The sequence below is a fragment of the Metapseudomonas otitidis genome (genome assembly GCF_011397855.1).
Lineage (GTDB): Bacteria > Pseudomonadota > Gammaproteobacteria > Pseudomonadales > Pseudomonadaceae > Metapseudomonas > Metapseudomonas otitidis.
The window spans coordinates 5,977,646-6,004,193 of record NZ_AP022642.1 but is presented as its reverse complement, the minus strand read 5'-3'; the positions used below and the strand labels follow the sequence as shown (position 1 = coordinate 6,004,193).

At 68.9% G+C, this 26,548-nt stretch carries 24 protein-coding genes; 8 read left to right on the top strand and 16 right to left on the bottom strand.

Annotated features, from left to right (window positions below; genetic code table 11):
* Positions 1-245: 245 nt before the first annotated feature.
* From PotMrB4_RS27690 to PotMrB4_RS27655, 8 genes are all read right to left on the bottom strand, one after another.
* Positions 246-2,216: a DUF7844 domain-containing protein gene (locus tag PotMrB4_RS27690; protein WP_394354012.1), complete on the bottom strand. Its 1,971-nt coding sequence runs from the start codon at positions 2,214-2,216 to the stop codon at positions 246-248.
* Between the two features lie 10 nt (positions 2,217-2,226).
* A complete protein-coding gene (locus tag PotMrB4_RS27685) occupies positions 2,227-2,547 on the bottom strand; it encodes a DUF2388 domain-containing protein (RefSeq protein ID WP_044403447.1) in 321 nt (106 codons plus the stop codon).
* A 172-nt stretch (positions 2,548-2,719) separates the two neighbouring features.
* Entirely contained in the window at positions 2,720-3,037 is a 318-nt protein-coding gene (locus PotMrB4_RS27680; RefSeq protein ID WP_044403445.1) for a DUF2388 domain-containing protein, read from the bottom strand.
* A gap of 131 nt (positions 3,038-3,168) precedes the next feature.
* Positions 3,169-3,378 (bottom strand): DUF1127 domain-containing protein, encoded by a 210-nt coding sequence (locus PotMrB4_RS27675; RefSeq protein WP_044403443.1) that lies wholly within the window; start codon positions 3,376-3,378, stop codon positions 3,169-3,171.
* 233 nt (positions 3,379-3,611) lie between these two features.
* On the bottom strand, positions 3,612-3,827 hold the full coding sequence (locus tag PotMrB4_RS27670; protein WP_044403441.1) for a DUF1127 domain-containing protein: 216 nt from the start codon (positions 3,825-3,827) through the stop codon (positions 3,612-3,614).
* Between the two features lie 312 nt (positions 3,828-4,139).
* Positions 4,140-5,633: an acetyl-CoA hydrolase/transferase family protein gene (locus tag PotMrB4_RS27665; RefSeq protein WP_044403440.1), complete on the bottom strand. Its 1,494-nt coding sequence runs from the start codon at positions 5,631-5,633 to the stop codon at positions 4,140-4,142.
* A 220-nt stretch (positions 5,634-5,853) separates the two neighbouring features.
* Positions 5,854-6,843, bottom strand: coding sequence for an asparaginase (locus tag PotMrB4_RS27660; RefSeq protein WP_172434993.1), 990 nt, complete (start codon positions 6,841-6,843; stop codon positions 5,854-5,856).
* Positions 6,844-6,999: 156 nt separating this feature from the next.
* Entirely contained in the window at positions 7,000-8,448 is a 1,449-nt protein-coding gene (locus tag PotMrB4_RS27655) for an alanine/glycine:cation symporter family protein (RefSeq protein ID WP_172434992.1), read from the bottom strand.
* Between the two features lie 171 nt (positions 8,449-8,619).
* On the opposite strand from PotMrB4_RS27655, the gene PotMrB4_RS27650 reads away from it, so the two are divergent.
* Both PotMrB4_RS27650 and PotMrB4_RS27645 read left to right on the top strand, forming a co-directional pair.
* The gene (locus tag PotMrB4_RS27650; protein ID WP_044403434.1) at positions 8,620-9,438 is read left to right on the top strand and encodes a helix-turn-helix domain-containing protein; all 819 of its coding nucleotides are present in this window, start codon (positions 8,620-8,622) and stop codon (positions 9,436-9,438) included.
* Positions 9,439-9,466: 28 nt separating this feature from the next.
* The gene (locus PotMrB4_RS27645; RefSeq protein ID WP_172434991.1) at positions 9,467-10,168 is read left to right on the top strand and encodes a hypothetical protein; all 702 of its coding nucleotides are present in this window, start codon (positions 9,467-9,469) and stop codon (positions 10,166-10,168) included.
* Positions 10,169-10,486: 318 nt separating this feature from the next.
* On the opposite strand, the gene PotMrB4_RS27640 is transcribed toward PotMrB4_RS27645, so the two are convergent.
* The 4 genes from PotMrB4_RS27640 to PotMrB4_RS27625 form a co-directional block, all read right to left on the bottom strand.
* Positions 10,487-13,390: an autotransporter family protein gene (locus PotMrB4_RS27640; protein ID WP_172434990.1), complete on the bottom strand. Its 2,904-nt coding sequence runs from the start codon at positions 13,388-13,390 to the stop codon at positions 10,487-10,489.
* Positions 13,391-13,569: 179 nt separating this feature from the next.
* Positions 13,570-14,247 carry a GNAT family N-acetyltransferase gene (locus PotMrB4_RS27635; RefSeq protein ID WP_172434989.1) on the bottom strand — a complete coding sequence of 226 codons (678 nt, stop codon included), beginning with the start codon at positions 14,245-14,247 and terminating at the stop codon, positions 13,570-13,572.
* A gap of 10 nt (positions 14,248-14,257) precedes the next feature.
* A complete protein-coding gene (locus PotMrB4_RS27630; protein WP_172434988.1) occupies positions 14,258-14,701 on the bottom strand; it encodes a GNAT family N-acetyltransferase in 444 nt (147 codons plus the stop codon).
* A gap of 28 nt (positions 14,702-14,729) precedes the next feature.
* The gene (locus PotMrB4_RS27625; protein ID WP_172434987.1) at positions 14,730-15,362 is read right to left on the bottom strand and encodes an FMN-binding negative transcriptional regulator; all 633 of its coding nucleotides are present in this window, start codon (positions 15,360-15,362) and stop codon (positions 14,730-14,732) included.
* Positions 15,363-15,458: 96 nt separating this feature from the next.
* On the opposite strand from PotMrB4_RS27625, the gene pdxR reads away from it, so the two are divergent.
* A complete protein-coding gene (pdxR, locus tag PotMrB4_RS27620) occupies positions 15,459-16,925 on the top strand; it encodes a MocR-like pyridoxine biosynthesis transcription factor PdxR (RefSeq protein ID WP_172434986.1) in 1,467 nt (488 codons plus the stop codon).
* Between the two features lie 509 nt (positions 16,926-17,434).
* On the opposite strand, the gene aspA is transcribed toward pdxR, so the two are convergent.
* Positions 17,435-18,859 (bottom strand): aspartate ammonia-lyase, encoded by a 1,425-nt coding sequence (gene aspA / locus PotMrB4_RS27615; RefSeq protein WP_044400038.1) that lies wholly within the window; start codon positions 18,857-18,859, stop codon positions 17,435-17,437.
* A gap of 180 nt (positions 18,860-19,039) precedes the next feature.
* Here aspA and PotMrB4_RS27610 point away from each other — a divergent pair, with 180 nt between their 5' ends.
* Entirely contained in the window at positions 19,040-19,966 is a 927-nt protein-coding gene (locus PotMrB4_RS27610; RefSeq protein WP_074969684.1) for a LysR substrate-binding domain-containing protein, read from the top strand.
* A 15-nt stretch (positions 19,967-19,981) separates the two neighbouring features.
* Here the strand turns inward: PotMrB4_RS27610 and adhP are convergent, their stop codons facing one another.
* Positions 19,982-21,004, bottom strand: coding sequence for an alcohol dehydrogenase AdhP (gene adhP / locus PotMrB4_RS27605; RefSeq protein ID WP_044405743.1), 1,023 nt, complete (start codon positions 21,002-21,004; stop codon positions 19,982-19,984).
* Positions 21,005-21,250: 246 nt separating this feature from the next.
* Here adhP and purE point away from each other — a divergent pair, with 246 nt between their 5' ends.
* The 4 genes from purE to PotMrB4_RS27585 all read left to right on the top strand — a co-directional run bounded on the left by purE (position 21,251) and on the right by PotMrB4_RS27585 (position 23,758).
* Positions 21,251-21,742 carry a 5-(carboxyamino)imidazole ribonucleotide mutase gene (gene purE, locus PotMrB4_RS27600; RefSeq protein ID WP_044405744.1) on the top strand — a complete coding sequence of 164 codons (492 nt, stop codon included), beginning with the start codon at positions 21,251-21,253 and terminating at the stop codon, positions 21,740-21,742.
* A 3-nt stretch (positions 21,743-21,745) separates the two neighbouring features.
* Positions 21,746-22,828: a 5-(carboxyamino)imidazole ribonucleotide synthase gene (locus tag PotMrB4_RS27595; protein WP_172434985.1), complete on the top strand. Its 1,083-nt coding sequence runs from the start codon at positions 21,746-21,748 to the stop codon at positions 22,826-22,828.
* Positions 22,829-22,910: 82 nt separating this feature from the next.
* Positions 22,911-23,156 (top strand): GlsB/YeaQ/YmgE family stress response membrane protein, encoded by a 246-nt coding sequence (locus PotMrB4_RS27590; RefSeq protein ID WP_044405746.1) that lies wholly within the window; start codon positions 22,911-22,913, stop codon positions 23,154-23,156.
* Between the two features lie 65 nt (positions 23,157-23,221).
* Positions 23,222-23,758 carry a DUF3299 domain-containing protein gene (locus tag PotMrB4_RS27585; protein ID WP_172434984.1) on the top strand — a complete coding sequence of 179 codons (537 nt, stop codon included), beginning with the start codon at positions 23,222-23,224 and terminating at the stop codon, positions 23,756-23,758.
* 6 nt (positions 23,759-23,764) lie between these two features.
* Here the strand turns inward: PotMrB4_RS27585 and PotMrB4_RS27580 are convergent, their stop codons facing one another.
* Both PotMrB4_RS27580 and oadA read right to left on the bottom strand, forming a co-directional pair.
* Positions 23,765-24,205, bottom strand: coding sequence for a CBS domain-containing protein (locus PotMrB4_RS27580; protein ID WP_044405749.1), 441 nt, complete (start codon positions 24,203-24,205; stop codon positions 23,765-23,767).
* A 534-nt stretch (positions 24,206-24,739) separates the two neighbouring features.
* Complete coding sequence (oadA, locus tag PotMrB4_RS27575) at positions 24,740-26,545, bottom strand: sodium-extruding oxaloacetate decarboxylase subunit alpha (protein ID WP_044405751.1); 1,806 nt, start codon at positions 26,543-26,545, stop codon at positions 24,740-24,742.
* Between the last annotated feature and the right edge of the window lie 3 nt (positions 26,546-26,548).

Sequence of the window (26,548 nt, the reverse complement as noted above, 5' to 3'; positions counted from 1 at the left end):
CGTCCATGCCAGGCCGTGGCGCCACGTGTTGCGCCCGGCTTGATGGGCATCGCTGCGCTCAGCGCCATCCTACGGGGCGTTGACCGTGGCGTTGGCGCGGGACCGCGTGGATCGGTGGAGCGTACGGCTGTAGCCCGGGCTTCAGCCCGGGAGCGGCGCCGGGCATTCCCGGACTGAGCGCCGTCCTGCGGGGGTGTTGGTCGTTGCTTTGGTGCGTGTTCCACCCTGCACCCGTGGGAGCGGGCTCAGGGCAGTTCGAGGCCGCCGGCGGCTTTGTGCAGCTGACGCAGGTGGGCGCTGAGCTGGTCGAGGTTGGCCTGGGTGGCGTCGAGTTCGGTGAGGATGCGCGGGTCGATCAGTTCGCGCAGTTCGCGGTCGAGGCTGTCGGTGAGCTGGCGCAAGGTGCGCTGGCGGTTGGCGCTCTCTTCCTGCAGGCGCTGCCATTCGCTGGCCTGGGGCAGGCCGTAGCCGCTGCCTTGCAGCAGGTCGGCCGGGCGGCTGAGGAAGCCGCTGTTGGCGAGGATCTGTTCGAGGGTGCCGCCGGCGCGGGAGAACTCGGTCTGGCCGAGGGTGGCGCGGTTGTCCAGGTAGCGGCGCTTGAGGTCGTCCTGGGCGAGCAGCATCTGCCGGCGCATGGCGGCCTGCTCCAGCAGCAGCAGGGCGGCGCTGCCGCGCAGGTCGGCGTGTTCGATGTAGGGGCGGCGGCGGGTGGCGTCCTGTGCCAGCCAGGTTTCCACGTCGGCCTCGGGCAGCCCCAGGCGCTGGCGGGCGATGTCGAACATGGCCTGGTAGCGGTCGCGGAAGGAGTCGAAGCGGTAGCCCAGGCGCAAGGCTTCCTTCGGGTCGCGCAGGGGGCTGGGGTCGGCCACGCCGCGCCCTTCCAGCACCGCGAGGAGGCCGTTGGGCATGATGCTGTCGAGGTCGTCCAGGCGCGGGTCGGCGGTGCCGCTGCGCAGCAGCTTGAGGGTCTCGACGGCGCAGTTGTTGGAGAGGAACCAGTAGTTGCCGTCGTAGCTCCAGTGCATTTCGGCGGCACGCTCCACCAGGTTGTGCACCTGCTCGCGGTCCAGGCGCAGGGGCACGGAGGCGAGGCTGCGCATCTCCACCTTGGTGTACTCGTCGATCACCTGGGCCAGCGGCAGGACGAACAGCCGCGAGGGGTAGGCGCCGGTGAGGCCGTCCCAGCTGGAGAGCTGCACATCGCCGACGAAGGCGCGGTAGGAGAGCACCAGGTGCTGGTCGAGGTCGAGCCGGCAGTCTGGGCCGCGCGGGCGACCGGGGGCGCAGATGACCAGGCGCAGCATGGTGTGGCCCCAGCGGCTTGCCCAGTTGTCGTTGGCTTCGGCGAACAGGTAGTCCACTTCGTAGACCCGCTCGGGGTCGAGGCGCCCCAGGGGTTCGCGGCCGAAGTCGCGCCCGGCGTTGAGGTAGGCCAGTTCGCTGGCGCAGCTGCCGGCGGCGTCCGGAGCCCAGCCGAAGTGGTCGCGGAAGTAGCGGTACAGCGCGGGGCGCCGGCAGCGGTAGTCGGGGTCGAGGAGGAAGTACTCCATGTTCACCGCGACGAATTCGCGGGGGTTGGTCAGCTCGTAGAGGTCGGGGCTGCGGGCGGCCTGGTGGTTGTCCGCTTCGCGCTCGCCGCGCTGGCCGACGCGCTGGGGCCAGCCGGCGAGGTCCAGCAGGCGCGGGTCGTCGCTGAAGGTGAAGCGGCGGGCGGTCTGCCCCCGGCATTCGCTGCGCAGGCCGACGGTGCCGGTGCTGGTCTGGGCGCTGCGGCAGCGGAAGCCGAGGCTGCGCTGGGCGGCGTCGCGGTAATGGGCGCGGTCGTAGAGGTGGGTCAGCTCGTGGAGCACGGTGGCCAGCAGTTCGCGGCGCACGGTGCCGTGGGGGCGCGTGGTCTTCTCGCGGGCGGCGCTGCCGTCGGCGAGGGCGGGCAGCAGGGCGCGGTTGAGGTCGAGGGCGTCGATGCGGGTGGCACGGCCGTAGGCGTTGTCCGGCAGGTCATCGGCCCAGGTGACTTCCACCTGGCGGTCGAGGCGTTCGACGAAGCGCGGCGGCAGCTTCTGCAGGGCTTCGTCGAGCAGGGCCTGGCTGGCCTGGCGCTGGGCGGCGTCGAGGCCGTCGGTCTTCAGCGCCAGGCGCAGGTCGGCCCGGGCGCTGGCGCAGGCCAGCAGGGCGGCCAGGCCGAGCGCACCGAGGCGCCACAGACGCAGGCTCAAGGGCGCCGCTTCAGAGGGCGAGGATGGCCTGGGCGAGGGCTTCGTCGCTGGCGTCGCGGGCTTCCGGCAGGCGGGTGCGCAGGGTGTCGAAGGCGGCTTCGAGCTGCACGCCACGGATGGCGCCTTCGCTGGCGACGAAGCTGGCGGCGTCGTCGCGGGCCTCGCGGATCACCTTCATGTCGCGGATGGAGGTGGTGGTGTCGGAGGTGAAGTCGATGCTGCGGCCCAGTGCACGGACGACGATGTTGCTGGTGGCGACCAGGGTCTGGGCCTGGGCGATGCCGGTGAACAGGGTGAGGGCGGTGGCAGCGACGATCAGCGTGCGACGCATGGAGGGTCTCCGGAGGTGAAAACTGTACGGGTCATTGGACGTCAAAGCGGCCGCCCGGTTCAGCGCAAGCGCAGCGGCACCGGCGCGGCGGGCGCCAAGGCTAGCGAAAGGCGCCAGGCGCGGCCATAGCCTGCTGTCGCGGCTGTGAACCGGGTGGCGCCGATCGGGGGCCTCAGAGGGCGAGGATGGCCTCGGCCAGTTGCAGATCGCTGGCCTGCAGCTGCGGGGCCTGGGTGCGGATGTGCACCAGGGCGGCTTCCAGGCGGGCACCACGGATGGCGCCTTCGCTGGCGACGAAGCTGGCGGCGTCGTCACGGGCGGCGCGTACCAGCTTGCTGTCGCGCAGGGAGGAGGAGGCGTCCGAGGTGGCGTCGGCGGTGGCGCTGAGGGCGCCGACCAGGGAGTCGGTGGTCACGGCAAGGCTGGAGGCGAAGGTGGCGCTGGAGAAGGCCAGGAGCGCAGCGGCACCGAGCAGGCGGAACGAGGGCATGGGGAAACTCCTGTACGGCAGGGGGACGCCCGCCAGGGCGCCCCATCGACACGGTGCCCCGGAGCGGGGCGGCGCCGATTTTCGCACAGGGCCAAGCGCAGCGGCAGAGCAGATGACCGCCGGGTCGCGTTTCAGCGCCAGAACGGCTTGTCCAGCTCGACGCGGCGGTCGCTTTCGCTGAGGCCGATGTCGGCCAGCTGCTGGGCGTTGAGCTGGGCCAGGTGGCTGCGGGTGCGGGCGTTGCGCTGCCATTCGACGACGCGGGCGTACAGGCGCAGGAACAGCGGCGCACGGGGGGCGGGCGGCAGCGGGGCAGGGCGGGCGTGGAGGTGGCGTTCCATGGTGGTGGCTTCCCTGTTGGTGTGGGGCAGTCCATGGTCGCGCGGCGGGGGGAGCCTGGGCAGGCACAGCGGGGTGGAATTGTACGGGTCCAGGTGCGGATATTCGCGAACTGTTATGCCCGTATCCGGCACATCTGTACCAGCGACCGGTTTCCCGAGGCCGTAAAAACGAAAACCCGCCGGCTGAGCGGCGGGTTCTGTCGGTACTGCGGTGCGGCTTGCGCCGCGCTGGCTCAACGCCAGAAGGGCTTGTTCAGCTCCAGTTCACGCTGCGCTTCGCTGATGCCGGCGTCAGCCAGCAGGCGGGCGTCCAGCATGGCCAGTTGACGACGGCTGGCGATGCGGCGCTGCCACAGCAGCAGGGTGGAGATGACGCGCAGCGGCCAGGAGGCTTTGGCGCTCGACTCGTGGGAGTTGAAGATCAGGTCGGAACTGAGGGTACGTTCCATGGCGGTGCTTCCTTCCCGCTTGTGGCGGGGCTAGAGGGGTTGTCTGGTGGCTATTTTCTAGCCGGAACAGCCGACCCAGTAGTCACAGCTACCGAAAATTGTATGGCTACTAGAAAGCAAGCTAACTAACTGTATTGGTAAAATTTTAGTCAGCTGTACCGGTCACCCGTTGAAACCCTCGGCATTCAACGGGAAACCGGATTTTCCTCTGGGGAAGTGCCTTTTGGCAGGGGTTTGGAGCAGTACAGTTGGCCTTTTACCTGATGCAGTTTTTTGACCTGTTTGTCAGGTAAAAGGCCGTTCGGAAGGGGCTCAGCTGGCCAGCATGCGACCGGTTTCTTCCAGGTTGATGTGCCAGGCCATGGCCTCGCGGAGCAGGTGCGGGGTGTGCCCGCCCTTGGCGCAGGCGGCGCTGAAGTACGCATCGAGCGCCGGACGATAATCCGGATGCACGCAGTTGTCGATGATGACCCGTGCGCGCTCGCGCGGGGCCAGGCCGCGCAGGTCCGCCAGGCCCTGTTCGGTGACGAGGATGTCGACGTCGTGCTCGGTGTGGTCCACGTGGCTGACCATGGGCACCACGCTGGAGATGGCGCCGCCCTTGGCGATGGACTTGGTGACGAAGATCGCCAGGTGGGCGTTGCGGGCGAAGTCGCCCGAGCCGCCGATGCCGTTCATCATCCTGGTGCCGCCGACGTGGGTGGAGTTGACGTTGCCGTAGATGTCGAACTCCAGGGCGGTGTTGATGCCGATGATGCCCAGGCGCCGTACCACTTCGGGGTGGTTGGAGATCTCCTGCGGGCGCAGCACCAGCTTGTCCTTGTAGCGCTCCAGGTTGCCGAACACGTCGGCGTTGCGGCGCGCGGAGAGGGTGATGGAGCTGCCCGAGGCGAAGCGCAGCTTGCCGGCGTCGATCAGGTCGAAGGTGGAGTCCTGCAGCACCTCGGAATACATGGTGAGGTCCTGGAAGGGCGAGTCGATCAGGCCGCACATCACCGCGTTGGCGATGCTGCCGATGCCGGCCTGTAGCGGGCCGAGGTTGTTGCTCATGCGGCCGTCGGCCACTTCACGGCCGAAGAAGGCGATCAGGTGGTCGGCGATGGCCTGGGTCTCGTGGTCCGGCGGCAGCACGGTGGACAGCGAGTCGGGCTGGTTGGTGAAGACGATGCCGGCGATCTTCGCCGGGTCGATCGGGATCGCGGTACTGCCGATGCGGTCGTCCACGCGGGTCAGCGGGATCGGCGTGCGGGTCGGGCGGTAGGTCGGGATGTAGATGTCGTGCAGCCCTTCCAGGTTGGTGTGGTGGGAGAGGTTGATCTCTACGATCACGCGCTTGGCGAAGATGGCGAAGCTGGCCGAGTTGCCCACCGAGGTGGTCGGCACGATGTGGCCCTGCTCGGTGATGGCGGTGGCCTCGATCACGGCGATGTCCGGCAGCTTGAGCTGGTGGTTGCGCAGCTGCTCGACGGTTTCCGACAGGTGCTGGTCGATGAACATCACGCTGCCGTCGTTGATCGCCTTGCGCAGGGTGCTGTCCACCTGGAACGGCATGCGCCGCGCCAGTACGCCGGCCTCGGTGAGCTGCTTGTCGAGGTCGTTGCCCAGGCTGGCGCCGGTCATCAGGGTGATGCGCAGCGGCGAGGCCTTGGCGCGTTCGGCCAGGGCGCGGGGCACGGCCTTGGCTTCACCGGCGCGGGTGAAGCCGCTCATGCCGACGGTCATGCCGTCTTCGATCAGGGCCGCGGCCTCGGCCGCACTCATGACCTTGTCCAACAACGAGGGCAGGCGTACGCGATCAGGGTACATGGAGGAAAACCTCAGGGCTTCAGGGTGGGGAGGAAGGCGCGCAGTCTAGGGGCTGCGGCGCGGGGCGACTTCTATACCAAGGTCGAAGAGGCCGCTCTGGACGGGGCCTTTGCGCGCGCCATGGTGGTGCTTCGGAGGGCGCTTTTGAATGCGGCGGATTGGCGCGGCGCAGACGGCCGCGCGGGGCATGGCGAGGGGCCCGGGCAGGCCCCTGCGGGGGTCAGTCGGCGCGTTCGCCGCACAGGTCCAGGGCGAACCAGCGTTCCGTCGCCTCGGCGTCCAGGCCGGCACCGATCAGGGCGAACAGCTTGGCCAGGGCGGCTTCGCGGGTCATGCCGCCGGCCGACACCAGGCCACTGGCGGCCAGTTGGCTGCCGGCGGCGTAGACACCGAACTCCACGTGCCCGGCCGGGCACTGGCTGATGGCCGCCAGTACCACGCCGCGCTGGCGCGCCTCGCGCAGCACCTGCAGCAGCTCGGCGTTGTCCGACGGGCCGGTGCCGCTGCCGTAGCACTCCAGCAGCAGGCCCTGCACGCCGCTGCCCAGCAAGGCCCGCAGATGCGCAGCCTGCAGGCCGGGGAACAGCGGCACCACCGCCAGGTTGACCGGCCGCCGACGGACGGCGAAGCCCAGCTCGGCAGGCACCGGCGCGTGTTCGCCGTGGCGCGGGCGCGGCAACACGGTGAAGGCGTCCAGCGCCTCGCTGTACAGCTTGCTGACCCGGGCGCCGTGCATCAGCGCGCCGTTGAACCACAGGTGCACGCCGGGCGCCACGCCAGCCGCGAGGGCCGCCAGGGCGCCGCACAGGTTGGGCCAGGCGTCGCTGCCCTCGGCACCGGCCGGCAGCATGGAGCCGGTGAGCACCACCGGTACGCCCAGACCGAGCAGTTGGAAGCTCAGGGCCGCGGCGCTGTAGGCCAGGGTGTCGGTGCCATGCAGCAGCAGCACGGCGTCGTGCCCACCCTCGCGCACCGCATCGACGATGACGTCGCGCATGGCCAGCCACTGGGCCTGGGTCATGTTGGCGCTGTCCAGCAGGGGCAGCATCTCGGCGAAGGTGAAGTCCAGGGCCGGCGCAGTGGGCTGGCTCGCCAGGTGCTCGCGCATGCGCGCCTCGAAGCCGCCGGCCGGGGCCAGGCCCTGGGCGCTCTGCAGCATGCCGATGGTGCCGCCGGTGTAGAGGACGAAGAGGTTCTTGACTGCGCTCATGCCTTGCCCTGGTCGTACGGGGAGTAAAACGGTGGGCCAGCATAACGCTGAATACGGCCGCGAACGCGAGCCGATCCCACCAGAAAAGGTTGCCTGATATGAAAATGCCGCTTCCCCGCAGGGCGGAGAAGCGGCATCCGGTGACGCGCGGGGCGCTTAGCGGTGGCTTTCCGCCAGGCCGGCCGGGACCTGCTGCAGAGCCGCTTCGGTGACCGGGTTGATCGGCCAGGCGGCGCGGTCCAGGTCCAGGTCGGTGAACTTGCTGGCGTCGAACACCGGCTGGTCGATGCCGGCCTTGCGCTGCTCGTCGTAGTCACGCATCACCCGCAGGCCGACCTTGATCAGCAGGGCCAGGGCCAGCAGGTTGACGAAGGCCAGGCAGGTCATGGTGATGTCGGCGAAGGCGAACACGGTGCCCAGGTTCTGCATGGAACCCCAGCAGATCAGTGCCAGCACCAGGCCACGGTAGGTCAGCAGGGCGGCGCGGCTGCGGCCGGCGAGGAACTGCAGGGCGTTTTCGCCGAGGTAGTAGTTGTAGAGGATGCAGGTGAAGACGAAGAGGCTCAGCGCGACGCTGACGAAGATCCGGCCCCAGTCACCGACCACGGCGGCCAGGGAGTTCTGGGTCAGGACGATGCCGTCGCCTTCGAAGCCCGGGGTGTAGAAGCCGGACAGCAGGATCAGCAGCGCGGTGCAGGTGCAGATCACGAAGGTGTCGAGGAACACGCTGAATGCCTGGACCACGCCCTGGGCGGCCGGGTGCTTCACGGCGGCCACGGCGGCCACGTTCGGGGCGCTGCCCAGGCCGGCTTCGTTGGCGAACACGCCACGCTTCACGCCCATCACGATGGCGCTGCCCAGCAGGCCGGCGAAGGCCGGTTCCAGGCCGAAGGCGCTCTTGACGATGGTCACCAGCATGCCCGGGACCAGCTCGATCTGGGTGGCGATCACGTACAGGGTCACGCCGATGTAAGCCAGGGTCTTGACCGGTACCAGCAGGTCGGAGACGGCGGCGATGCGCTTGATGCCACCGATGAACACCAGGCCCAGCAGCACGGCCAGGCCGATCCCGGTGTACTGCACCGGCAGGCCGAAGGCGTTCTCCAGGGAGTGGGTCACGGTGAAGGATTGCAGGCCGTTGAAGGCGAAGCCGTAGGTCACCAGCAGCAGCACGGCGAAGGTCACGGCCATCCAGCGCAGCTTCAGGCCGTGCTCGATGTAGTAGGACGGGCCGCCACGGTACAGGCCGTCGCCATCGGCGCGCTTGTAGACCTGGGCCAGGGTGCACTCGAAGAAGCTGCTGGACATGCCGACCAGGGCGGTCACCCACATCCAGAACACGGCGCCCGGGCCGCCCAGGGTCACGGCGATGCCGACGCCCGCGATGTTACCGGCGCCGACGCGGCCGGCGAGGCTCAGCATCAGGGCCTGGAAGGAGCTCAGCTGGCCTGCCTGGCCGCGGATGGATTCCTTGAAAACGCTGAACATGTGGCCGAAGTGGCGGAACTGGACGAAACGGGAGCGGAGGGTGAAATACCCGCCCAACCCGACGATCAGCACGATAAGCAGTTTCCCGGACAGGAAGTCGTTGAGCGCTTCGAGCATTGGAGAATTCCTCGATTCTTATTGTTCGAACGATGGAGTGCCGCGAGCGGGTCGAGGCAGAGGCGCGCATGGTTGGGCATGGCCGTCGGTCAGGCAATTTCGCAGGTTGGCTCAAAATGGTGCGAGTTGACGCTACAATCGCGCCGCTCGCGTCAGCTGGAGGGGCGGGAATTGTCAAACAATCTGGGTGCCAACCTGAAGTTGCTGTGCAGCCACTACCGCTCTATCTCGGAGGTTTGCCGGAAGCTGTCGATCAACCGTGCGCAGTTCAACAAGTACCTCAGCGGTCAGAGCGCGCCGACGGCCTACAACCTCAAGCGCATCGGTGATTTCTTCGGTGTCGAGGACTATGAGCTGGGCCTGCCACCGGAGCAGTTCGCCCGCCTGATCGGTGCCCGCCGCCCCCACGACAGCAGTGCTCCCAGCGACGACCCGCTGATGCAGATGCTGCGCCCCCTGCGCGAGCACGCTGGCGACCTGTCGCGCTACTGCGGCTACTACTTCGAATACTCCAACTGCATGTCGGTGCCCGGCACCATCCTGCTGTCGCTGGTGCACCTGTGGGAGGAGCGCGGCACTTTCCTGTTCGAGCGCCAGGAACGCCAGGAGCGCTCCAGCGCCTCCAACGTCGAGGCCGAGGACTGGGTGCGCTGCCGCTACCTCGGCGCGGCGTTCCAGCTGCAGGACCGGCTGTTCCTCGCCGACTTCGAGTCGCTCACCCTCAACGAGATGAGCCAGACCATCCTCATCCCCAGCTTCAAGAGCCGCATCACCCGCCTCAACGGCCTCAAGACCGGCGTCTCCAGCGGCGACCGGCGCAACCCCGCCTGCACCCGCGTGGTGTGGGAATACCTGGGGCCGGAGATCAACCGCGTCAGCGCCTACCGCCAGGTGATGCTCTACCGCCCGGACGACCCGCGCATCGACGAGGACATCCGCCGCCGCCTGCAGGTCGGGCCGCTGCAGAACAACCTCTTCGAAATCGAATGACCCACCTGCTTCAAGGAACCCCCCGACCATGGACGTTCTCCGTCACCCCCGTTCCCTCGCCCGTGCCCTCGTGCTGCTGTTCGCCGGCCTCCTGCTCGCCGGCTGCGGCGGCGGCGTGAAGGGCAAGGGCTACCTGTTCACCCGCGACAGCCAGGCGCTGCGCCTGAACGACGAGGCCACCCTGCACCAGGGCCACAAGGAGCTGGAGTTCAGCCCCACGCCGAGCTTGTTCGGCACCCTGCGGCTGAAGGACGAGCGCGACGACGTCAGCATCGACGTGCCCCGCAGCGCCTACGGCAAGCGCTCGTTCTTCATCGATGGCCGCGAGGCCGGGCTGAACTACGACATCCAGGCCCGCTGGCGCGAGGAGCGCGAACTGCAGACCGAGCGCGATCGCCAGGAATCCTGCACCGCGCCGGGCTATTGCACCCGCACCGTGAGCGTCCTCAACTGCGACGGCAAGCGCTACCTCAGCGGCACCGAGCGCTACGGCGATCACCTCGACGACCAGAACTGCCGGCGCGAGCAGGTGACCCGCACCGACTACTTCCGCGACTGCCCCGGCTCCCGCCCGGTGCGCGAGCGCTACCAGGTCTACCGCCTGCTGGTGAACCTGTCCTTCACCGACACCGTCCACAAAGGCCCGCCCGCCGCCGAGTTCGACGGCGAAAGCCGCCTGCGCGACCGCTTCCTGGAACGCCTCTCCGAGGGTGCCTGCCGGGTCAATTGACCCCGCACCACCCGCCGTGCCACCGCTTGGCCGCGACGTGATGCGCTTCGTGGCCTCAGCGCATCCTACGGTTCGCCGAGGACCAACCGGAGGCGTCGGGTGCGGTGCCGAACGCCTCGATCGGCATCCGTAGGATGGCGCTGAGCGCAGCGAAGCCCATCGATCCGAGCACCGAGGCCATCCGAGGTGCCGCCACTTGACCGCGATGTGATGCGCTTCGTGGCCTCAGCGCATCCTACGGTTCGCCCGAGTGCTAACCGGGAGGCGTCGGGTGGACCGCGCTTCATCGATCCACGCGGACTTCGCTCCCCGGCTTGTTCAGAACCCCATCTGCCACTGGGCGATGAGGGCGTTGTTGCGGGCGTTGCTGCCCAGTTCGCCGCTGTAGGCGAGGCCGATGCGCTGGGTGCTGCTCAGGCCGAGGTCGAGGCCGGTTTCCACCAGCAGGCTGTTGCGGTCCAGGGCGGTGCCTTCGACGCGGAAGGCGCTACCACCGCTGAGGAAGGCCTGGCGGGTGCTGCTGTCGATGTCGCCGTAGACGTGGCGCCAGGCCAGGGACAGGCGCGGCACCAGGGTCATGCCGTTGTCCAGGGTGCCCAGGTGCGCCAGGCGCAGGCCGAGGCTGCTGGTGAAGTTGCCCTGGTGCTGGTCGTCCACCCGCAGGGCGGCGGCTCCGCCCCGTTCGGCGTAGCCGTCGCGGGCGTAGTACTGGTAGCCCAGCCCGGCAAAGGGCTCGGCCTGCCAGCGCCCGCTGCCCAGGGCGTAGCCCAGTTCGCTGACGGCCTGCAGGCTGTGGGCGTCGTAACGGCCCTTGAGGCGGTCGCTGAATCCGTCGAATTCCACCGTACGGCGGCTCTCGCCGTCATGCCGGCTGTAGGCGGCGCCCAGGCGCAGGGACAGCGGGCCGTCCTGGCGCAGGCCGTAGAGGCCCAGGTGCAGGCTGTCCACATCGCCCTTCAGGCTGCGCCCGGCATCCAGCCGGGTGCGTGAGTAGCCGCCCAGTACGCCGAGGCGCCACTGGCCGTCGAGGGCCCAGTCGGCGCCGAGCACCGCCCCCCGGGTATCGCTGTCCAGGTCGGCGCTGCCGGCCTGGCCGTCCAGGCGGCCGTGGCTGCCCAGGCCCTGCATCCACAGGCGGCCTTGGGCGGCGGGGTCGTTGAGGTTGCGTGCCGCTTCAGGCACGCCGAGGGCCGCCAGTTGCGGCCCGTCTTCCAGCGAGCGGGCGCTGAGCAGCCCGCCGGTGCCGCTGGCCCCGACGCTTTGCAGTGCGCCGAGCATGGCGCCGGTGACCTGGCCGGTACTGGCCAGGCTGCTGCCGGCGAGGCTGGCGTTGCCGGCGGCGGCCAACTGGTCGAGGGCCTGCCCGGCGCGGGTGCCGTCCTGCACCACCAGGGCGTTGTACAGCTGCGGGCTGCCCTGGGCGCTGATGCTGCCCGCGACCGTGGCGGCGTTGCTGTTGCCGGCGACGCTGGCGAAGGCCACGTCGTTGCGGGTCAGTTCCAGCTCCACGCTGTTGGCGCCGTAGCGCAGGCTCGGGGTGAGAAAGGCGAAGGTGCTGGTGACGCTGGCGAAGCGACCGCTGACGCCATCGGCCGCCTGGATCACCTGGTAGCGGCTGGTATTCGGGTAGGTGCCGGCGCTGGCACGGACATCCAGGCGGGCGCCGTCGAGGCTGACCCGGCCGTCGGCCTGCAGCGGGCTGTGGCTGCCGTCGGCCGCGACGGCGAAGGCCAGGGTGGAACCGGCCGCGAGGTCGAGGTTATCCACATGGCCGCCGCCGGCGTAGGTGGCGCCCGAGGCGATGCCCAGGGTGCCGCCGATGCGCCCGAGGTTGACCAGCTCGGCGCCGGCCAGCACCTGGCCACCTTCGCTGAAGTCGTCGGTGTCGAGGGTCCAGCGGCCGGCGCTGACCTGCAGCCATTCGAAGCGGGTGCTGTTGCCGAAGCTGCCGCCGCCGACGTCGTTCAGGGTCAGCACGTCGCGGCCGGCGCCGCCGTCCACCCGGCCGACGAAGCGGCTGCCGCTGCGCAGGGTGAGGCTGTCGGCGCCGCCGCCCAGGTCCAGGGCCACGCCGCCGGTGCTGCTGATCAGCCCGCCGTTGATCACGCTGTCGGCCTGCTCGCCGATGATGCGCACGGCATCGCCGCCCAGGCCGAGGATCTGCCCGAAGTTCTCCAGGTGGGTGGCATAGGGGGCGCCGCCGGTGGCGCTGTCGTCGATGAGGATGGCGTTGGCCGCCCCGCTGATGGTGGCGCCGGCGTGGTTGAGGATCGTCCCGCCGCCCATGGCGATGCCTTCGCTGGTGTTCGGCGAGCCGTCCTTGGAACCGCCGGCACCGGTGCCTTCGATGATGCCGTGGTTGTCGATCCAGCCCTGGCCGTCGATGTCCACGCCATCGCCGTCGCCATCGGGCACCAGGCCGTTGTAGGCACCGGTGATGCGCCCGTAGTTGGTGACGCGGCCGTTGCCGTCGGAGCCGAAGCCCGAGCCGTTGCGGCCGATGATCACGCCGCCTGCGTAGTTGACCAGTTCGGCGCCGGCGTCGGTGGTGATGCCGTGGCGGCCACCGGTGATGGTGCCGTGGTTCTCCACCTTGCCGCCGGTGGAGGCGTCGAAGTCGATGCCGTCGAACTTGGCGTCGGCGCTGGTCATGTCGCCGCTGCTGATGGTGCCGTAGTTGGTGATGGTGGCGTTGTTGCCGACGCGCATGGCGTCCTCCCGCACACCGCGGATCAGGCCGGTGGCGCGGTTGGTGATGTCGATCTGCACGTTGGTCTTGAGGTCCTTGAGCATGATCGCGCGGTCGGTCTGGGAGATGACGGTGCCGGCGTTGTCGATGGACACGCGGGTGCCGGCCAGGTCGCCGCTGATGCGGATGGCCTGCTTGGCGGCGTCGAGGGTGGCGCCTTCGCGGTTGATGATCTGGTAGGTGCGCGCGGGGTTGCTGCCGGAGGCGTCGAGGCCGCGGTCGGCGGTGGACTTGATCAGGCCGCTGTTGTCGACGACCACGCCGGTGCCGCTGGTGGCGTTCTTCAGCTCCACGCTCTTGCCGCTGGTGGTGATGCTGCCGCTGCTGCCCACCTGGAGGGTGGTCTCGCCGCTGAGCACCTGGCCGGTGGTGGTGGCGCTGTTCACGGTGACGGTGGCGGCGCTGGCCAGGCCGGTGCAACCGGCCAGGGCGAGGGTGATGCAGCGGGCGAGCGGGGACGGCGAGCGGAGCATGGCGGCAACCTGTTGGGGGTCTTGTTGGCTGGCCGCTCTTTATAAGGAAGAAGTCTTACCGTTCCGTAACAGGGGTGTGACGGGAATAAGGGAGTGGGGGCGTCGGGTGGGGGCGGGCCATCCCGCGTGGCCCGTCGAGGTGACGGGCTGCAACGGGGCGGGATGGCACCGGGTGCGGCCTACGCCGGCCGCAGATCCTCCAGCCGGCGGCGCTGGCGGCCTTCGCCGTCGAAGTTATCCACAGCCAGCCAGGCCTCGAAGGTGCTGCGCACGGCGGGCCATTCGCCGTCGATGATGGAGAACCAGGCGGTGTCGCGGTTCTGGCCCTTGATGACCATGTGCTGGCGGAACAGCCCTTCGTAGCGGAACCCCAGGCGTTCGGCGGCGCGCATGGAGCGGGCGTTGGCGGCGTTGCACTTCCATTCCAGGCGGCGGTAGCCGAGGTCGTCGAAGGCGTGGCGGGCCAGCAGCCAGACCGCCTCGGTGGAGGCCGGCGAGCGCTGCATGGCCTGGCCGAAGGCGATGTGGCCGATCTCGATGGCACCGTCCTTCGGGGCGATGCGCAGGTAGCTGAGCAGGCCGGTGACGCGGCCGCTGGCCAGGTCGACGACGGCGTAGAACAGCGGGTCGCGGCTGGCGGCGTGGCCGGCGAGCCAGGCGTCGAAGGGCACGCGCTCGGGGAAGGGGCCGTAGGGCAGGTAGTTCCACAGCGCCGGGTCGTGGCCGGGCCCTTGCAGGGCGTGCCAGAGGTCGTCGCCGTGGCGCGCCGGGTCGAGGGCTTCCAGGCGCACGAAGCGCCCGGGCAGGGCGCGGTGGTCGGGGGTGGGGCGGGGTTGCCAGTGGCTGAGGTCGGTCATGGGGCGGTCCTCACAGGACTTTGCGGTACTGGACGAAGCCGGAGCGGTTGGCGATGCGGTCGTAGAGCTGCATGGCGTCGGTGTTGGTCTCGTGGGTCAGCCAGTGCACCCGCGAGCCGCCGGCGGCCCCGGTGCGGGCGTAGACGTATTCGATCAGCGCGCGGCCGATGCCGGCGCCGCGCAGGCCCTCGGCAACGAACAGGTCCTGCAGGTAGCAGTAGTTGCCCACCGTCCAGCAGCTGCGGTGGTCGATGCAGTGCACCATCCCGACGGCGCGGCCGTCCTGCCAGGCGAGGGCGGCGTGCATGGGTTCGGCCGGGTCGAGGAAGCGCTGCCAGGTGACGGCGCTGGTGGCCTCGGGGATCTCGGTTTTGTAGAAGCGCTGGTAGCCCTGCCAGAGGGGCTGCCAGGCGGCGTGGTCATCGGCGGTGACGGGGCGGATCTCGAGGCTCATGGGGCGTCCTTGTGGGCTCGGTTGAGGATCAGGAAGTGGGCTGCAGCCGGGCCGCAAGGGCCTGGTCGCGCGGGTCGGCGGAGGCTTCCAGGCCGGCGCGGACACCGGCCTGGTCGGCAGCGGAGCGGTTCTGGCCGAGCTTCCACTTGCCTTCCAGGCGGCGGATCGGCAGGGCGAAGCCGACGATGGCGCGCAGCATGCTGGCCAGGTAGTCGGCCGGGGCTTCGTCCACGGACCAGGGGCGTGCCTGACGCGCTTCGTGGCGGTCGCTGAGCTGGCGTACCAGGGCCAGCAGGCGTTCGGGGTCGTCGAACACTTCGGCCTGGCCCCAGGCGTGCACGGCGATGTAGTTCCAGGTAGGCACCGCCTTGCCGTGCTCGGCCTTGCTCGGGTACCAGCCGGGGTGGACGTAGGCGTCCGGGCCGCTGAACACCACCAGGGCTTCGCTGCCAGCGGCCAGGTCGCGCCAGTGCGGGTTGGCCCGGGCGAAGTGGCCGTAGAGGGTGCCGAACTCGCCTTCGCCGGGGGCCAGCAGCAGCGGCAGGTGGCTCGCCTGCAGGCCCTGGGGGCCGGCGCTGGTGAGCAGCGCGAGGCCGCTGGCGTCGATCTGGGCGTGGAGCTGGGCCAGGTTGTCCTGGCGGAAGGTGGCGGGGCAGTACATGGTCGGTCTCCTCGGCGATGGCTTCATGCTAGGCAGGGAATTGGCCTTGTGTAAGATCCATTGGCTGCCACTTTCATAGAGCCAATCGAGGCCGCCATGACCGCCACGCCCCCCTTGCCCGTCGACCTCTCCGGCATCCGCCTGGACCCTGCGCGGGGGTTGTCCCGCCAGATCTACGAGGCGCTGCGCGAACGCATCCTCGACGGGCGCCTGGGCAGCCGCACGCGTTTGCCCGCCAGCCGCGACCTGGCGGCGCTGCTGGGCATCTCCCGCAACACCGTGACCCGCGCCTTCGACCAGCTCTATGCCGAGGGCTACGTGGAGGGGCGGGTGGGCGACGGCACCTACGTGGTGGAGTTATCCACAAGCCCGCCGGTGGCCCTGCCCGAACCGCCCGGGCCGGCGCCGAGCGTGGCCCTGGAGCGCTTGGAGCGGCATCACCTGCCTGCTCCTCCAGGGCGTGTGCCCCGGGCCTTTCGCATCGGCGTGCCGGCCTTCGACCTGTTTCCCTTCGAGACCTGGGCGCGACTGTCCGCGCGCTTCTGGCGCAAGCCGTCGCTGGCGCGCCTGGGCTATGGCGACCCGGCGGGCGACCGGGGCCTGCGCGAGCTGGTGGCGGCCTACCTGCGCAGCAGCCGGGGCCTGGCCTGCGATGCGGAGCAGGTGGTGATCACCTGCGGTGCGCAGCAGGCCATCAGCCTCTGTGCGCAGTTGCTGGTGCAGCCGGGGGACCGGGTGGCTGTGGAAAACCCCGGCTATCGCGCGGCGGGCCACGCGTTCGCGGTGGCCGGCGCGCAGCTGGTGGGGGTGCCTGTGGACAATGAGGGGCTGGTCTGCCCGGCGCTGTCCGCTGTGGATAACTGCCGGCTGGTGTACCTGACGCCGTCCCACCAGTACCCGACGGGGGTGACGCTGTCCCTGGCGCGGCGCCTGGAGCTGCTGGAGTGGGCCGAGCGCGAGAGCGGCTGGATCATCGAGGACGACTACGACGGCGAGTACCGCTACAGCGGGGTGCCGCTGGCGCCCCTGGCCTCGCTGGACCGGCAGGGGCGGGTGCTCTACGTCGGCACCTTCTGCAAGATCGCCTTCCCGGCCCTGCGCCTGGGCTACCTGGTGCTGCCACCGGCCCTGGCCCAGCCCTTCGCCCGGCGGCTGGCCCTGGACATGCGCCATTCGGAGATCGGCACCCAGGCGGTGATGGCGGAGTTCATCGCCGCCGGGCACTTCCAGCGCCACGTCCGGCGCATGCGCCAGGCCGCCCGGGCGCGTCGCGATGCCTTGCTGCGGGACTGGCCGGCGGCGATTCCCGGTTGTGCACCGATGCCGGCGGTGGAAGCGGGGCTTCACCTGTGCATCCGGGTCGACAGCCTGGCGCGGGAGCAGGCACTGCTGGGCGCCGCGCGGGCGGCGGGGGTGGAGATGAACGGGTTGAGCAGCTATTGGCTGGAGGACAGCGACACGCCTGTGGATAACCGCGCCGGGCTGGTGCTGGGCTTCGCCGCCGTGCCCGAGCCGGAGATTGCCGAGGCGGTGCGGGTGTTGCGCCGGGCCTGGCGGGTGTAGGGGCCGTAGAGGCTTCGGTGTCGGGGGATAGCCCGGCCGGTGGATAAAAAGAGCGTTATCCATCCTACGCAATGACCGGCACCCGTAGGGGGGATCGCGCTTCATCGATCCACCAGCGGAGTTGCGGCGGGTCCGGATGGTGGGCTGAAGCCCACCCTACGCCTAGGCAGCCCCCGTAGCCTGGGCTTCAGCCCAGGGATGTTCGGCTCCAAGTCCCCGGGCTGAAGCCCGGGCTACGGCTGGCAGGTGTAGATGCCGCAGGGGGAAGGCTTCGTTGTCGGGGGGTAGCCCGGCCGGTGGATAAAAAGAGCGTTATCCACCCTACGCAATGGACTTGCACCCGTAGGGGGATCGCGCTTCATCGATCCACCAGCGGAGTTGCGGCGGGTCCGCATGGTGGGCTGAAGCCCACCCTACTTGGGGCACTTTTCCACAGGCAAAAAAAAGGATGGTCAGACGACCATCCTCTGGAATGAGGGGCTACGCCCCTCCTGGTGAGACGGTAAGGCTCAGGCCTTCAGCGGTACGAGGCGCGGGGCGATCATGTTTTCCGGGCGGAGGATGTCCGCCAGCATGGAGTCGTCCAGCAGCTTCTCTTCGCGAACCAGTTCCAGTACGCCGCGGCCGCTGATCAGGGCCTCCTTGGCGATACGGGTGGAGTTCTCGTAGCCGATGTAGGGGTTGAGCGCGGTGATCAGGCCGATGGAGTTCTCCATCAGGCGGCGGCAGTGCTCTTCATTGGCGGTGATGCCGACGATGCAGTGCTCGCGGAGCATGTCCATGGCGCGCTGGAGCAGGCGGATCGAGTCGAAGATCTTGTAGGCGATCAGCGGCTCCATCACGTTCAGCTGCAGCTGGCCGCCTTCGGCGGCGAGGGTCAGGGCCAGGTCGTTGCCGATCACTTCGAAGGCGACCTGGTTGACCGCTTCCGGGATCACCGGGTTGACCTTGCCGGGCATGATCGAGCTGCCCGGCTGGCGTGCCGGCAGGTTGATCTCGTTGATGCCGGTGCGCGGGCCGCTGGAGAGCAGGCGCAGGTCGTTGCAGATCTTCGACAGCTTGACCGCGGTGCGCTTGAGCATGCCGGAGAACAGCACGAAGGCGCCCATGTCGGAGGTGGCTTCGATCAGGTCGGCGGCGGGCTTCAGCGGCTGGCCGCTGATTTCGGCCAGGCGCTCGACGGCCAGCTTCTGGTAGCCGGGGTCGGCGTTGATGCCGGTGCCGATGGCGGTGCCGCCCAGGTTCACTTCGGTCAGCAGTTCGGGTGCCAGGCGACGCAGGCGGTCCAGGTCCTCGCCCAGGGTGGTGGCGAAGGCGTGGAATTCCTGGCCCAGGGTCATGGGCACGGCGTCCTGCAGCTGGGTGCGGCCCATCTTCAGCACATGGGCGAACTCTTCACCCTTGGCGGCGATGGCCTGGATCAGGCTGTCGAGGCTGGCCAGCAGGGCGTCGTGGCCCAGCAGCAGGCCGAGGCGGATGGCGGTGGGGTAGGCGTCGTTGGTGGACTGCGCCATGTTCACGTCGTTGTTCGGGTGCAGGTGCTTGTATTCGCCCTTCTGCTTGCCCATCGCTTCGAGGCCGATGTTGGCGATGACCTCGTTGGCGTTCATGTTGGTGGAGGTGCCGGCACCGCCCTGGATCATGTCCACCACGAACTGGTCGTGGTACTCGCCACGGATCAGGCGGGCGCAGGCCTCGGTGATGGCGGCGTGCTTGTCGGCCGGCAGGTGGCCGAGCTGCTTGTTGGCGTCGGCGGCGGCCTGCTTGACCATGGCCAGGGCGACTACCAGTTTCGGGTAGTGCGACAGCGGTACGCCGGAGAGGCGGAAGTTCTGCACGGCGCGCAGGGTCTGGATGCCGTAGTAGGCATCGGCGGGGACTTCGAGGGTACCGAGCAGGTCTTTTTCGACGCGGAAGGATGCAGCAGCGGACATGATGCGATTCATCTCTGGAAGAACACGGCTAGTGCCGCGATGCCCGCTAATCTAAGGCTCCAGGCATTTTTAGACCAATGCTGTTATTCGCTGCCCTATGCACAATCGGCATAATGCAGGTGTGACGCCGCTTCGCTGGCAAGCGTGCGCACCAAAATCGAGCATTCCCTGGAAGGCCCCATGAACCTGGAAACCAAATGGCTGGAGGATTTCGTCGCCCTGGCCAACACCCGCAGCTTCTCCCAGGCCGCCGAGCGGCGCTTCGTCACCCAGCCGGCGTTCAGCCGGCGCATCCGCAGCCTGGAGGCGGCGCTGGGGCTGACCCTGGTGAATCGCTCGCGCACGCCGATCGAGCTGACCGACTCGGGCCAGCTGTTCCTGGTCACCGCGCGCAGCATGGTGGAGCAGCTGGGGGAGGTGGTGCGCCGCCTGCACCACCTGGAGGGCCAGCAGGGCGAGGTGCTGCAGTTCGCCGCCGCCCACTCCCTGGCGCTGGGCTTCTTCCCGCAGTGGATCGCGCGGTTGCGGGCCGAGGGGCTGAACATCTCAAGCCGCCTGATCGCCACCAACGTGGGGGAGGCGGTGCATTCCCTGCGGGAGGGGGGCTGCGACCTGATCCTGGCCTTCTATGACCCGGACGCGGCGCTGCAGATGGACCCGGAACTGTTCCCGTCCATGAGCCTGGGGCGCACCGAGATGCTGCCGGTGTGTGCGGTGGACGCCGAGGGCAAGCCGCTCTACGAGCTGGACAGCGGGCAGAGCGTGCCGCTGCTGGCCTACAGCGCCGGGGCCTTCCTCGGGCGTTCGGTGAACCTGCTGCTGCGCCAGCGGGCCCTGCGTTCCACCACGGTGTACGAGACGGCGATGGCCGACAGCCTCAAGAGCATGGCGCTGCAGGGCCTGGGCGTGGCCTGGGTGCCGCGCTTCAGTGCCGAGGCGGCGCTGGCGCGGGGGGATCTGGTGGTGTGCGGCGGGCCGCATTGGCACGTGCCGCTGGAGATCCGCCTGTACCGCTGCGCGCTGGTGCGCAAGGCGGCCATCCGCCTGTTGTGGCGCAAGCTGGAGGGCGGGCTGGGGGCGACGCTGGAAGGGGGAGGGGCCGGCTGAGCCGGCCCCGGCGGGTCAGGGGTTGATGACGATGCGGCCTTCGATCTTGCCGGCGCGCATCTGGTCGAAGATGCCGTTGATGTTGTCCATCGAGTCCTTGTGGATGGTGGCCTTCACCAGGCCTTCGCCGGCGAAGTCCAGCGCTTCCTGCAGGTCGGCACGGGTGCCGACGATGGAGCCGGTGATGCTGATGGCCTTGAGCACCACGTCGAAGATCGGCGTGGGGAAGTCGCCCGGGGGCAGGCCCACCAGGGCCACGGTGCCGCCGCGACGGGCCATGCCGATGGCCTGGCCGAAGGCGCTGTTGGACACGGCGGTGACCAGCACGCCGTGGGCGCCGCCGATGTCGCGCTGGATCACCTCGGCGGGGTTCTCGTTGCGTGCGTTGATGGTCAGGCTGGCGCCGAGCTTGCGGGCCAGGTCGAGCTTGGCGTCGTCGACGTCGATGGCCGCCACGTGCAGGCCCATGGCGCGGGCGTACTGCACGGCCACGTGGCCGAGGCCGCCGATGCCGGAGATGGCCACCCACTGGCCGGGGCGGGCGCCGGTGACCTTCAGGCCTTTATAGACGGTGACGCCGGCGCAGAGGATCGGCGCGATCTCGTCGAACTCGACGTCCTTGGGCAGCAGCCCGACGTAGTTCGGGTCGGCCAGCACGTATTCGGCGTAGCCACCGTTCACCGAGTAGCCGGTGTTCTGCTGGCCTTCGCAGAGGGTTTCCCAGCCGGTCAGGCAGTGTTCGCAGCAGCCGCAGGCGGTGTACAGCCAGGGCACGCCGACCCGGTCGCCTTCGCGGACGCGGGTGACGCCGCTGCCGACGGCGGCGACGTAGCCGACGCCTTCATGGCCGGGGATGAAGGGCAGGGCGGGTTTCACCGGCCAGTCGCCCTCGGCGGCGTGGAGGTCGGTGTGGCAGACGCCGGAGGCCTCGATCTTCACCAGGATCTGGCCGGGGCCGGGCAGCGGCACCTTCACTTCCTCGATCCGCAACGGTTCACCGAAGGCATGGACGACGGCGGCTTTCATGGTCTTGTTCATGGCTTTCACCTCCTGGCTGTGGAGCCTGGGAGTGTGCCGTGCCGAGCGTGACAAACCTTGCGCTGGGACAAGGTTACGGCCCGTGGCGGGCACCGCGTGACGGACGGTCGAGGCGGGTGATTACCGCGCCCGCCTTTGCGGTATACTGCGCGGCCTTCGGCCGGCAGCGCACGCCGGCCCACATCGCAGACAAGCCACGCCCTTGAGCGTGGCTTGTTGGTTTTCGACCCTTGATGAGGTACGACGATGAGCGCACTGGTAGGCGTGATCATGGGCTCCAAGTCCGATTGGAGCACCCTCAGCCACACCGCCGAGATGCTGGACAAGCTGGGCATCCCCTATGAAGTGAAGGTGGTCTCCGCCCACCGTACCCCGGACCTGCTGTTCCAGTACGCCGAAGAGGCCGAGGCCCGCGGCATCCAGGTGATCATCGCCGGTGCCGGCGGTGCCGCCCACCTGCCGGGCATGTGCGCGGCCAAGACCCACCTGCCGGTGCTCGGCGTGCCGGTGCAGTCGTCCATGCTCTCGGGCGTCGACTCGCTGCTCTCCATCGTGCAGATGCCGGCGGGCATCCCGGTCGCCACCCTGGCCATCGGCAAGGCTGGTGCGGTGAATGCCGCCCTGCTGGCCGCCAGCATCCTCGGTCACCAGCACCCGCAGTACCACGCGGCGCTGAAGGCCTTCCGCGAGGAGCAGACCCGCACCGTTCTCGACAATCCGGACCCGCGCGAGGCCTGACCCATGAAGATCGGCGTGATCGGCGGCGGCCAGCTCGGCCGCATGATGGCCCTGGCGGGCACCCCGCTGGGCATGGACTTCGCCTTCCTCGACCCGGCCCCCGACGCCTGCGCCCAGGCGCTCGGCGAGCACATCCGCGCCGACTACGGCGACCAGGACCACCTGCGCCAGCTGGCGGACGAAGTGGACCTGGTGACCTTCGAGTTCGAGAGCGTGCCGGCCGAGACCGTGGCCTTCCTCTCCCAGTTCGTGCCGGTCTATCCCTCGGCCAATGCCCTGCGCATCGCCCGTGACCGCTGGTTCGAGAAGTCGATGTTCAAGGACCTGGGCATCCCCACCCCCGAGTTCGCCGACATCCAGTCCCAGGCGGACCTGGACGCCGCCGTGGCCACCATCGGCCTGCCGGCGGTGATGAAGACCCGCACCCTGGGCTATGACGGCAAGGGCCAGAAGGTCCTGCACAGCCCGGCGGACGTGGCCGGTGCCTTCGCCGAGCTGGGCAGCGTGCCCTGCATCCTCGAAGGCTTCGTGCCCTTCACCGGCGAAGTGTCCCTGGTGGCGGTGCGCGCCCGTGACGGCGAGACGCGCTTCTACCCGCTGGTGCACAACACCCACGAGAACGGCATCCTGCGCCTGTCCATCGCCAGCACCGACCACCCGCTGCAGAGCCTGGCCGAGGACTACGTAGGCCGCGTGCTGCGCGAGCTGGACTACGTCGGCGTGCTGGCCTTCGAGTTCTTCGAAGTGGACGGCGGCCTGAAGGCCAACGAGATCGCCCCGCGCGTGCACAACTCCGGCCACTGGACCATCGAAGGCGCCGAGTGCAGCCAGTTCGAGAACCACCTGCGCGCCGTCGCCGGCCTGCCGCTGGGTTCCACCGCCAAGGTGGGCGAGAGCGCCATGCTCAACTTCATCGGCGAAGTGCCGCCGGTGGAGAAGGTGATCGCCGTCGGCGACTGCCACCTGCACCACTACGGCAAGGCCTTCAAGGCCGGGCGCAAGGTCGGCCACGCCACCCTGCGCAGCGCCGACCTGCCGACCCTGAAGGCGCGCATCGCCGAGGTCGAGGCGCTGATCGCCGGCTGAACCCCTGCCGCTGCGCTGCTGTCTGATCAAGGGCGTGTCCACGGACACGCCCTTTTTCATTCAGGATTCAGGAGTGACTGCCATGGGGCTCATCGGAACGCTATTCATCGGCCTGGTCGTGGGCCTGGTCGCACGCTTCCTCAAACCGGGCGATGACAGCATGGGCTGGATCTGGACCATCCTGCTGGGCATCGGCGGCTCCATCGCCGCCACCTACGGCGGCCAGGCGCTGGGCATCTACCGTGCCGGGCAGGGGGCGGGCTTCATCGGTGCGGTGGTCGGCGCCATCGTCCTGCTGATGATCTACAGCGCCATCAAGAAGGACTGAGGGCTGGGAACCGGGAACGGGCGCGGCTAGTCTTAGCGCCTGTTTCCCGCCCGCGAGCCCGCACCATGCGCCGTACCCTGCTGTTTCCCCTGCTGCTGTGCAGCGCCCTGGCCCACGCCCAGCTCCCCGAGACCGACTGGCTGGAGCTGATGCCCCCGGAGGACCGCAAGGCCCTGGAAGAGATGCCGGACATCAGCCACAACACCCCCGAAGGCGAAGGCACCTTCACCAACAAGGGCGGGCTGAAGCAGCAGGACAAGGACCTGCCGGCGGTGATGTATTCGGCGAAGACGGTGGCCACGCTCAACGGCAAGAAGATCCGCCTGGGGGGCTACCCGGTGCCGCTGGAGACCGATGCCAAGGGACGCAACACGTTGTTCTTCCTCGTGCCCTACCCGGGCGCCTGCATCCACGTACCGCCGCCGCCGCCGAACCAGATCGTGCTGGTGCGCTTCCCCAAGGGCATCGCCCTGGACGACATCTACACCCCGCTATGGGTGAGCGGCACGCTCAAGGTGGAGCAGGTCAGCAACGACCTGGCCGACGCCGCCTACGCGATGGACGCCGGCGAGGTGCGGGTGGTGCAGGACGAGGACCTCTGACGGGCCTCAGGCCACTTCGCCACGGATGTACTGCTCCAGGTGCAGGATCAGGTTGTCCTGCTCGGCCATGGCTTCCTTCACCAGGTCGCCGATGGACAGCAGGCCGATCAGCTGGCCGTCTTCCACCACCGGCAGGTGGCGCATGTGGCGGTCGGTCATCAGCGACATGCATTCGCGGATGCTCTGCCGGGCATGGACGGTGAACACCGGCTCGGTCATGAACTCGCGCACCGGCGTCGCCACCGAGGAACGCCCCTGGAGCACGCCGCGCCGGGCGTAGTCACGCTCGCTGACGATGCCCACCAGGCGACCGCCTTCGGTGACCGGTAGGGCGCCGATGTTCTGCTCCGCCATCAGGCGCAGGGCTTCGAGCATCGGGGCATCGGCCTCGATGGTGTGGACCTGCTGGCGAGGCTTGGCGTGAAGCATCTGGGCGACGGTTTTCATGGCTTCTCCTCCCTGGGGATGGCGCTGACTGGAAGCGCAGGATGCACCTGCAGCCGGTGCGGCGGCCAAGTGGGAATTTTCATGATGACCATTGAGAAATTCATGAGCCGGCCAGGTGCTGCGGCGGGCTCGGATGGTGGGCTGAAGCCCACCCTACGCGGTGCGGCTTAGCCTGGGCTTCAGCCCAGGGATATTCGACTCCAGGTCCCCGGGCTGAAGCCCCTACGGCTGGTAGGTGCAGATGCCACAGCGGGGAGGCTTCGGTGTCGGGTGTGAGTCCGGTCGGTGGATAAAAAGAGCGTTATCCACCCTACGCAATGACCGGCACCCGTAGGGGGGATCGCGCTTCATCGATCAACCAGCGGAGTTGCGGCGGGCTCGGATGGTGGGTTGAAGCCCACCCTACGCGGTGCGGCTCCCGTAGCCTGGGCTTCAGCCCAGGGATGTTCGGCTCCAGGTCCCCGGGCTGTAACCGTTGGGGCATAGGCAAAAAAAGGGAGCCTTTCGGCTCCCCACGGGGACTTCGGGTCGGGATCATTCGATCTCGATCAGCACCTCGCCCGGGTTGACCCGGTCGCCCTTGGCGACGTGGATCGCCTTGACGGTGCCGGCGATGGGCGCCTGGACCTCGGTTTCCATCTTCATGGCTTCGGTGATGAGCACGGCCTGGCCGGCCTTGACGCTGTCGCCTTCCTTGACCAGCACGTCGACGATGTTGCCCGGCATGGTGGTGCTGACATCGCCCGGTGCGCTGGCGCTCTTGCGCTTGTTGCCGCCGCCGCCGATGAATTCGTTCAGCGGCTCGAACACCACTTCTTCCGGCATGCCGTCGATGGACAGGTAGAAGTGGCGCTTGCCGTCGCTCTTCACGCCCACGCCGGTGATGTCCACGCGGTAGCTCTCGCCGTGCACGTCCACCACGAACTCGGTGGGTACGCCCTCGCCGCCGACCGGGGCCGGGCCCTGGCCATTGGGGATGGGCAGCAGTTCCTCGGGCTTGAGGGTGCCGGCGGCGCGCTCTTCGAGGAACTTGCGGCCGATGTCGGGGAACATGGCGAAGGTCAGCACGTCTTCCTCGGACTTGGCCAGGCTGCCGATCTCGGCGCGCAGCTTGTCCAGCTCGGGCTTGAGCAGGTCGGCCGGGCGCACGTCGATGACTTCCTCGTTGCCGATGGCCTGGCGGCGCAGTTCTTCGTTGATCTGCCCGGCGGCCTTGCCGTAGCGGCCTTGCAGGTAGAGCTTCACCTCGTTGGTGATGGTCTTGTAGCGCTCACCGGCCAGGACGTTGAAGAAGGCCTGGGTGCCGACGATCTGCGAGGTGGGCGTGACCAGGGGCGGGTAGCCCAGGTCGGCGCGCACGCGCGGGATCTCTTCCAGCACTTCGCCCATGCGGTTCAGGGCGCCCTGTTCCTTCAGCTGGTTGGCCAGGTTGGAGATCATGCCGCCGGGCACCTGGTTGACCTGCACGCGGGTGTCGACGCCGGTGAACTCGCTCTCGAACTGGTGGTACTTCTTGCGCACGGCGTGGAAGTACAGGCCGATCTCCTGGATCAGCTCCAGGTCCAGGCCGGTGTCGTAGGGGGTGTTGCGCAGGGCCGCGACCATGGACTCGGTGCCGGGGTGGCTGGTGCCCCAGGCCATGCTGGAGATGGCGGTGTCGATGCGGTCGGCACCGTTCTCCACGGCCTTGAGCTGGCACATGCTGGCCACGCCGGCGGTGTCGTGGGAGTGCACGGCCACTTCCAGGGGCAGGGCATCCTTCAGGGCCTTGACCAGGTCGCCAGTGGCGTAGGGGGTCAGCAGGCCGGCCATGTCCTTGATGGCGATGGAGTCCACGCCCATGGCGGCCATCTGCTTGGCCTGCTCGACGAAGGCGTCGATGGTGTGCACCGGGCTGGTGGTGTAGCAGATGGTGCCCTGGGCGTGCTTGCCGGCAGCCTTCACCGCCTCGATGGAGACGCGCAGGTTACGCACGTCGTTCATGGCGTCGAAGATGCGGAACACGTCGATGCCGTTGACGGCGGCCTTGGCCACGAAGGCGCGGACCACGTCGTCGCTGTAGTGGCGGTAGCCCAGCAGGTTCTGCCCGCGCAGGAGCATCTGCAGGCGGGTGTTGGGCAGGGCGGCCTTGAGCTTGCGCAGGCGCTCCCACGGGTCTTCCTTGAGGAAGCGCACGCAGGCGTCGAAGGTGGCGCCGCCCCAGACTTCCAGGGACCAGTAGCCGACCTTGTCCAGCTTGTCGCAGATCGGGAGCATGTCCTCGGTGCGCATGCGGGTGGCCAGCAGCGACTGGTGGGCGTCGCGCAGGATGGTGTCGGTGACGGTGACTTTTTTGCTCATGTT